6 protein-coding genes are annotated in these 7,439 nt (G+C 32.7%); 4 read left to right on the plus strand and 2 right to left on the minus strand.

The window, feature by feature from the left end:
- The first annotated feature begins 184 nt into the window (after positions 1-184).
- Positions 185-814 (plus strand): nicotinamide riboside transporter PnuC, encoded by a 630-nt coding sequence (pnuC, locus tag AC07XN_RS22370; protein WP_494744669.1) that lies wholly within the window; start codon positions 185-187, stop codon positions 812-814.
- Positions 807-1,829 carry an AAA family ATPase gene (locus AC07XN_RS22375; protein ID WP_494744670.1) on the plus strand — a complete coding sequence of 341 codons (1,023 nt, stop codon included), beginning with the start codon at positions 807-809 and terminating at the stop codon, positions 1,827-1,829. The genes pnuC and AC07XN_RS22375 overlap by 8 nt, the downstream gene beginning before the upstream one ends.
- Before the next feature lie 146 nt (positions 1,830-1,975).
- Here the strand turns inward: AC07XN_RS22375 and AC07XN_RS22380 are convergent, their stop codons facing one another.
- On the minus strand, positions 1,976-2,932 hold the full coding sequence (locus AC07XN_RS22380) for a hypothetical protein (RefSeq protein WP_494744671.1): 957 nt from the start codon (positions 2,930-2,932) through the stop codon (positions 1,976-1,978).
- A gap of 587 nt (positions 2,933-3,519) precedes the next feature.
- On the opposite strand from AC07XN_RS22380, the gene AC07XN_RS22385 reads away from it, so the two are divergent.
- A complete protein-coding gene (locus AC07XN_RS22385; protein ID WP_494744672.1) occupies positions 3,520-4,458 on the plus strand; it encodes a polysaccharide deacetylase family protein in 939 nt (312 codons plus the stop codon).
- 93 nt (positions 4,459-4,551) lie between these two features.
- On the opposite strand, the gene AC07XN_RS22390 is transcribed toward AC07XN_RS22385, so the two are convergent.
- Positions 4,552-5,379, minus strand: a complete 828-nt coding sequence (locus AC07XN_RS22390; RefSeq protein WP_494744673.1) for an SHOCT domain-containing protein — start codon at positions 5,377-5,379, stop codon at positions 4,552-4,554.
- 415 nt (positions 5,380-5,794) lie between these two features.
- On the opposite strand from AC07XN_RS22390, the gene AC07XN_RS22395 reads away from it, so the two are divergent.
- Positions 5,795-7,381 (plus strand): ABC-F family ATP-binding cassette domain-containing protein, encoded by a 1,587-nt coding sequence (locus AC07XN_RS22395; protein WP_494744674.1) that lies wholly within the window; start codon positions 5,795-5,797, stop codon positions 7,379-7,381.
- Positions 7,382-7,439 lie beyond the last annotated feature (58 nt).

The raw sequence follows: 7,439 nt of genomic DNA on the forward strand, positions 1-7,439 counted from the left end.
TAAAAATGGAATTATTAATTATCTCTATAACAATTGTTTAATTTTTGCTCTTGTTGGACTTAACAAAGAGTTGATTACTCCAACGTAGAAGAATATTAGTAACTTGCCAAATATCAAGATGGTTTGTTGCTGACACTCCTTTCGTTGGAGATAATTCCAACGAAGGTACAAAATATAGTTTTTGATGAATTTCTTTGAGATTGAAAATATAGCTTTTGAAATTTTAGGTTATCCCATCAGCTATGTTGAGTTGATAGGAACATTGTTTGGCTTGATTTCGGTTTATTTTGCTTCAATAGCAAACATCCTTACTTGGACAACAGGAATCGTAAATGAAATTTTTCTTTTCATTTTATTTTTTCAAGTCCAATTGTATGCTGATATGTTTCTTCAAGTTTATTTTTTTATCGTTACTCTTTATGGGTGGTATAATTGGAATACAAAGACAAATACAAGCAAAATTTCGAAAATAAATTTCAGAAACCGAATCATCATTGTATTTGCCATTGTTGTAGGTTCAGTATTGTCTGGGTTTATTTTCAAAAATATTCATTTGTATTTGCCAAGCTATTTTAAAATTCAGGCAGCCTATCCTTTTACTGATTCTTTCATCATGGTTTCAAGTATTTTTGCAACGATACTCCTTGCAAATAAGAAAATAGAAAATTGGTATTTGTGGATTGTAGTTGATATTGTTTGCGTTGTCCTCTATTATAAAAAGGATATTTTTTTCCTCTCGCTTGAATATTTTATTTTTCTTGGTTTAGCATCATTCGGATTTTATCACTGGAACAAACAATTAAAGCATGGTTAAGGCATTTGTATTTGGAAAGTTTTTGCCTTTCCACAAAGGACATCAAGCAATGATAAATTTTGCTTTGAGTAAGTGTGACTTGCTTACAGTTTTAGTTTGTTGTAGCGATAAAGAAAACATTACGGGGACTGTTAGAAAATCATGGATTGAAAAAACTTATACGAATCAAACAAATATTGAAGTAAAAATACTGGACTATTTAGAAAGCGAATTGCCAAATACCTCTGAAACCTCTGAAGAAGTATCAAGAATTTGGGCAGAGGTTTTTAAAAAACAATTACCCGATTATTCCCTTCTAATTACATCAGAAGGATATGGCAATTTCGTTGCTAAGTTTATGAATATTCAACATATTGCTTTTGATATAAATAGGAAGGAAATCCCTATTTCTGCTACTGCTGTGCGTAATAATATGGTTGATAATTGGAAATACTTGCCTGAAAGTGTAAAACTAAACTTGGTAATTAAGGTGGTAATTCTTGGAACAGAATCCACAGGTAAATCAACATTAACACAAAAACTTGCAAAATATTACAGGTGTGGTGCTGTATTGGAAATTGGAAGAGATTTAATTCCTAATTCCAATGACTTTACTTTTGATGATTTACATTTAGTGGCAAACGAACATGCAAGACAAATTGACATAGCTTCCGTTGGAAGTAGTCCTCTTTTAATAATTGATACAGATATTCATACAACAAAATCGTATTCAAAATTCACCTTTGGGAAAGAGCTTTTAATAAGTGACAAAATTTACAAATCCAATAAAGCAAATCTCTACCTTTATCTTAATAACGATGTTGAATATTTTCAAGACGGAACAAGATTGTGTGAAACACGAAGGAATTTATTAGACCTGTCGCATAGGCAGATTTTAATTGACTATGATATTGATATTGTAGAAATAAAAGGTGACTGGGACAAAAGATTTGAAAAGGCAGTTGAACAAATAAACAAATTGATGGCAAGTAATGAAATAAAACACAGATTTAGAACAGATTTTCTAATAGCCTAAGTGTTCGATATTTTTCATAGAATGCCTCGAAATTAATCCTTCCTTTTTATCAGATTGTAAATCCTCTTATCTTTGCTTCGACTTGGTATCCCTGAGATACCTTTCAGAACACTACGAAAAGCAAAATTATACATTTTATGTATAACTTATTGAGTCATTTTAATTAGTCCAAAGTTCGTAGCAATCCAAATAATATTTCCTTCAATAGCAATATCCCAAATATTATTATTGTGTATTCCTTCTCTAAAAAATAGAGGTTCAATTATGCCATTAGACATTCTAATTAATCCATTATTTGTTGCCATCCACATAATACCACTTTTATCAATTTCAATGTCTCTAACCATATGGTCAGGTACTTTTGAATTTGATTTATTGAAATGAGTCCATTTCCCATTTTCGATTATTGAGAATCCTCCTTTTCCCATTCCACCGCCATAACCAATAAATAATTTGTTATTATGGTATTTTAAAGCTCTTACTACTGATAGTTGTAACTCAGAGTTTTCACAATAATAAGACTTCCAATTCCCATTCGAGTAAATTAAAAGCCCTGAATTGTGTCCAATTGCGATTTCTCCATTTTTGTTTATATCTATTGCCCTTACGGTAATTCCTTTTTCAGGAATTTGAACTTTTGACCAAAAGAATTTATTGTAACGAAAAACACCACTTTCTCCTCCAAAATAAATATTTCCTTGTTTATCTTCTGCAAAGGCTATTGCTGATATATTGGATGTTGGGATATGTTTCGTAGTAAAGATTGTCCATTTTGTTCCATCAAATTTGGCAATTTCAGAAACTGGGCTTGAGTAGTTTAGCCAAATATTTCCTTTGGAATCGGTAAAAATTGGCGTTACTATATCACCTTTGATAACTGAGTTTTTCTTATTTAGATTTGTGAATTTACCATTCTCGAATTTGACTAAACCAAACTTTATAGTTCCCAAATATTTTGTTCCATTTTTATCCACTGATACTTCCCAAATATCATTATCAATAATAGTAGTATTATTGGTATCAAAAAGTTCAACAGTTTGACTAAAAGCAGAGATATTAAAAAGAATAATTATTATTGTATTTATTAAAATTATTTTCATCATTTTTCGGTATATAGCTAAAAATATTCTAAGTTTAGAAAGGAGTCCTAATGTTTTAAGAATGTCGAGGAGAGGAATAATAGAATGAGCTTATCCTATTAACTATCTTCACCCTTGTTGGTGTTAGTTCACCAACAAGGGCGGGCGAAAGTGTATATAGTTTGGTATAATCACAAATCCATATACTTTCACTCGATGATTTTCAACCGAAAAATTAAGGCTATCAGTCATAATTTGTTTATACTTATCTGGTTTGAGCAAGGGTTTCCACCATACAATTGTAGCTGTGAAGAACTGTATGTAGTAATGATTCATAAGATTAAAGTTTGTAGTATTTTTCGTTAAGGCCTGCCTGTTAGAGAGATACAATTTATAAGTATACTCAAGTTTGAGCTTTTTATAAATCTAAAAAAATAATTTAAATAAACCAATTATTTTGCTATTGTTGGGTTTAACAAAGAGTTGATTAGTCCAACATAGAGGGATATTTGTAACTTGCTTAAGTTGGTTTGTTGCTGACGCTCGTTTCGATGGAGATAATTCTAACGAAGACACATAAACAGACGTAAATCGACTTAATATAAACCCACATGAACAAACACATATATACAAAACTAACATTAGGAATATTTACAATTTTAGGATTAATAATAAATTCCTTTGGGCAAGTTAATTCAAAGCCAACAATCTCGTTTACTTTTGATGATGGGTCAATTGATGATATAGGAGCATATAAATTAGAGGTCTGGAATCAAATGCTCCTTGATAATTTGAAAAAACATGAGTTGAAAGCAATTCTATTTTCGGCAGGAGGGAATAAATCAACTGCTAAGGGTAAATATGTATTATCTTCTTGGAACAATGCTGGGCATTTCATTGCAAATCATACCATTTCTCATCCCAATTTCAATAGTAAAAATGTTAGCCTCGAAAGTTTTAAGCTTGAGCTTACCCAAAATGATGCTGTCATTAATAAGTATTCAAACTACTTGCCTTACTTTAGGTTTCCCTACCTGAAAGAAGGCAATACGCCCGAAAAGGTTAATGGCTTTAGGAAATTCTTGATAGAAAAAGGTTATAAAAATGGGCATGTGACAATTGATGCTTCTGATTGGTATGTTGATAGCCGATTGGTTAAAAGACTTAAAGAAAATCCCCAAGCTGATATTACTGGCTTTAGAGCGTTTTATAAGGAACATCTCTTCAATAGAGCAGAATTTTATGATTCGTTATCCTATCAGATGACTAATAGACACATTAATCATGTGATACTATTACACCATAATTTAGCAGGGGCATTATTTTTGGGCGATCTAATTCAACATTTTAAAGATAAAGGCTGGGAGGTAATTAATGCAGACAAAGCCTATCAAGACACAATTTTTGAAGCTGATATTGACAATATTCCAGCTGGAGAAAGTTTGATTTGGGCATTAGCCAAAAAATCAGGAAAATTCAATAATATACTAAGATACCCAGCGGAAGACGGAGATTATGAAAAACCATTAATGGATAAATTAGGACTTTGATAAAACTAGCGAATTAGGTAGTTATCAAAACAAAAAGGGTTGTGAAAATTATTTTCACAACCCTTTTTGTTTAAAGTTTAAATCTATACTAAATTATAATCTAGCTAATAATTCAGCTTTTTTGGCTGAAAATTCTTCTTCTGTTAAAACGCCTTTTTTAAGGAGCTCTGCCAAACGATCAATCTTATTAAAGATGTCATGGTCTTCTGATGTGGCAATTGCAGGAGTTGATGTAGTTGAATGCTTTGTCTCACTCTTTTGTGGTGCTGACTTTTCTTGCGATTGTTCTGTTGCCGCAGAAGTTTTTTCTTTTTTAGCAATGTCCGTTCCAGAAATCAATGGTAGATTCGATATGTCAACCTTCCCTAATTGACTCGTGAATGCAACAGCGAAATCTTTGCCTTGTTGCTGAGATACACCAGATATTTGATGATTTAAGGTATCGTAAACCGATAGTTCACCGTTAATTTCAATCGCCAATCTACTAACAGGTGAAGGGAAAAACGCATATTTAATATTATTTTGCGAACCTGATGATGATGGTGAACCTAAGTCTGCAGGCCACCAATTACCTGAAGTAGAAAAACTATTATTTCCTGCTAGTGAATCATCAGTGGCTGTTTCTGAATCAAATACGGGAATATCTTTGTCTAAAATTAAGTTTGCTAAATCCTGACAAAGATTTTGTACAGTATTTTTTAATTTGTTGTTGAACATATCACCAACCATCGTCATACCGCCACGCATCCATTGTGCACTTCCCCCCAATTCACTAATATTAAATTGAGCCATATTTCCACCGCCATTTACAACGGCTTGCAACACGGATAATACAGTATCCTGACTAAGGTCATAACGTGATGCAATTGAATCAATATGTTGTTTGCCTTCTGGCGTAAGTTTTTTTATCGTGTTATTCATAATATTTGAGTAAATCTACTATTTAATCTGTGTGTTTAATCATTATTTACTAGTTACCAAATAAATGTGCAAGTGTGTATTTTTGTTGAAATGAGTACCATAAACTACAATAATGAGTATTAAGCACTACAGAAAAAACGTTTTGCGATGTTTGTAGGATAATATACACTATTTTGATTAGAAATGGTGCTGATTTTTGTGGACTATTTGATAATCCTTTCATGCTACCTAGCCTTTTTTCTAAAAAATAACAACTTCTGTAATAAGCTTTTGATAAACAATTTATAGAACATTTGTATATTTGCAGGCACAAATCAAAAAGACAAATTAATGTAAGATATAATTTCTTTCGAGCGATAGAGGTAGCAAACCACCAAGTGGAGAGCTATAGTCATTCACTTTTTAAGAAGAAATTATGCTTATATTACAAAACATTTCATATATCCATCCCAACAAAGATTTACTCTTTGACAATATTAATCTTTCCGTAAACCGTCATGATAAGGTAGCTTTGATAGGCAACAATGGCACTGGTAAATCTACTTTGCTTAGCATTATTGCAGGTACTTTGCTACCATCTGCTGGACAATTTAATGTGGCTACCGAGCCTTATTATGTTCCCCAGATTTTCGGACAGTATAATGATTTAACGTTTGCACAGGCACTAAGAATTGATGCTAAACTTGAAGCACTGAAAGAAATCCTAGACGGAAATGTAACAGAAAATAATCTGAGCTTGCTGAACGACGATTGGACTATCGAAGAACGTTGCAGTGAGGCGTTAAGCTACTGGCAATTGACCGACTTAGAATTGACCCAGAAAATGGAAACATTAAGCGGAGGACAAAAAACTAAAGTTTTCCTTGCAGGGATTGCTATTCATCAGCCCGAATTTATTTTGTTGGATGAACCCAGTAATCATTTGGATACAGCAGGCAGACAATTGTTGTATAATTTTATCCGCTCTACTTCAAGCACTTTGATGATTATAAGTCACGACAGAGAATTATTAAACCTTCTGGATGTAGTCTGCGAACTAAGTAAAAGAGGAATTACCGTTTATGGAGGTAATTACGATTTTTATGCAATGCAAAAGCAAATAGAAAATAATGCCCTGAATCAGGACGTAAAAAGCAAAGAAAAGGCCTTTAGAAAAGCTAAAGAAAAGGAGCGTGAGACCTTAGAAAGGCAACAAAAGCTAGATGCTCGTGGCAAGAAAAAGCAAGAAAAAGCAGGGATTGCCACCATCATGATGAATACCCTAAGAAACAATGCTGAAAGAAGTACGGCTAAAATAAAAAATGTTCATGCCGAAAAAATTGGTGGTATTTCGCAAGAACTACATGAGTTACGTTCGGCATTGCCAGATATTGATAAAATGAAATTTGGGTTTGATAATTCCGCCTTGCATAAAGGCAAAGTATTATTCAGAGCAACCGACATTAATTTTCAGTATAATAGTCAATTGCTTTGGAAAGAGAACCTGAATATTCAAATTTCAAGTGGTGAACGAATATCTCTAAAAGGGTTAAATGGTTCGGGAAAGACAACGTTGATTAAAATAATCTTGGGCAAACTAGACCCGCAGGTAGGAGAGGTTTACAGGGCTGATAATAAATCAGTTTACATTGACCAAGATTATTCCCTCATTGATAATGCATTGAAGGTTTACGATCAAACCCAACAATTTAACCTCACTCGATTACAGGAACACGAAATAAAAATTAGGCTCAATAGATTCCTTTTTACGAAAGAATATTGGGACAAGCCTTGTAGTGCATTGAGCGGAGGGGAGAAAATGCGCTTGATGCTGTGTTGTTTAACAATTAGTAATCAGTCGCCAGACATTATTATTCTTGATGAGCCAACCAATAACCTAGATATTCAGAACATAGAGATTCTAAAGAATGCAATTAATGAATATCAGGGGACTTTGATTGTAGTATCTCATGATGATTATTTTTTGGAAGAAATAAACATAGAACGTATCGTTAAATTGTAAATCAAACATGAGTCATCCCGAATTTTAAAATCATAAAAAAGCGGTCGAAATTTGTTTT

Source organism: Arcicella sp. GW458-12-2-14-TSB2, assembly GCF_059423785.1.

Excerpts from the sequence above, each read along its gene's own strand:
- AC07XN_RS22385 (WP_494744672.1), top strand. The coding sequence starts at position 3,520 with ATGAACAAACACATATATACAAAACTAACATTAGGAATATTTACAATT.
- AC07XN_RS22380 (WP_494744671.1), bottom strand. The coding sequence starts at position 2,932 with ATGATGAAAATAATTTTAATAAATACAATAATAATTATTCTTTTTAAT.
- AC07XN_RS22395 (WP_494744674.1), top strand. The coding sequence starts at position 5,795 with ATGCTTATATTACAAAACATTTCATATATCCATCCCAACAAAGATTTA.
- pnuC (WP_494744669.1), top strand. The coding sequence starts at position 185 with ATGAATTTCTTTGAGATTGAAAATATAGCTTTTGAAATTTTAGGTTAT.
- AC07XN_RS22390 (WP_494744673.1), bottom strand. The coding sequence starts at position 5,379 with ATGAATAACACGATAAAAAAACTTACGCCAGAAGGCAAACAACATATT.
- AC07XN_RS22375 (WP_494744670.1), top strand. The coding sequence starts at position 807 with ATGGTTAAGGCATTTGTATTTGGAAAGTTTTTGCCTTTCCACAAAGGA.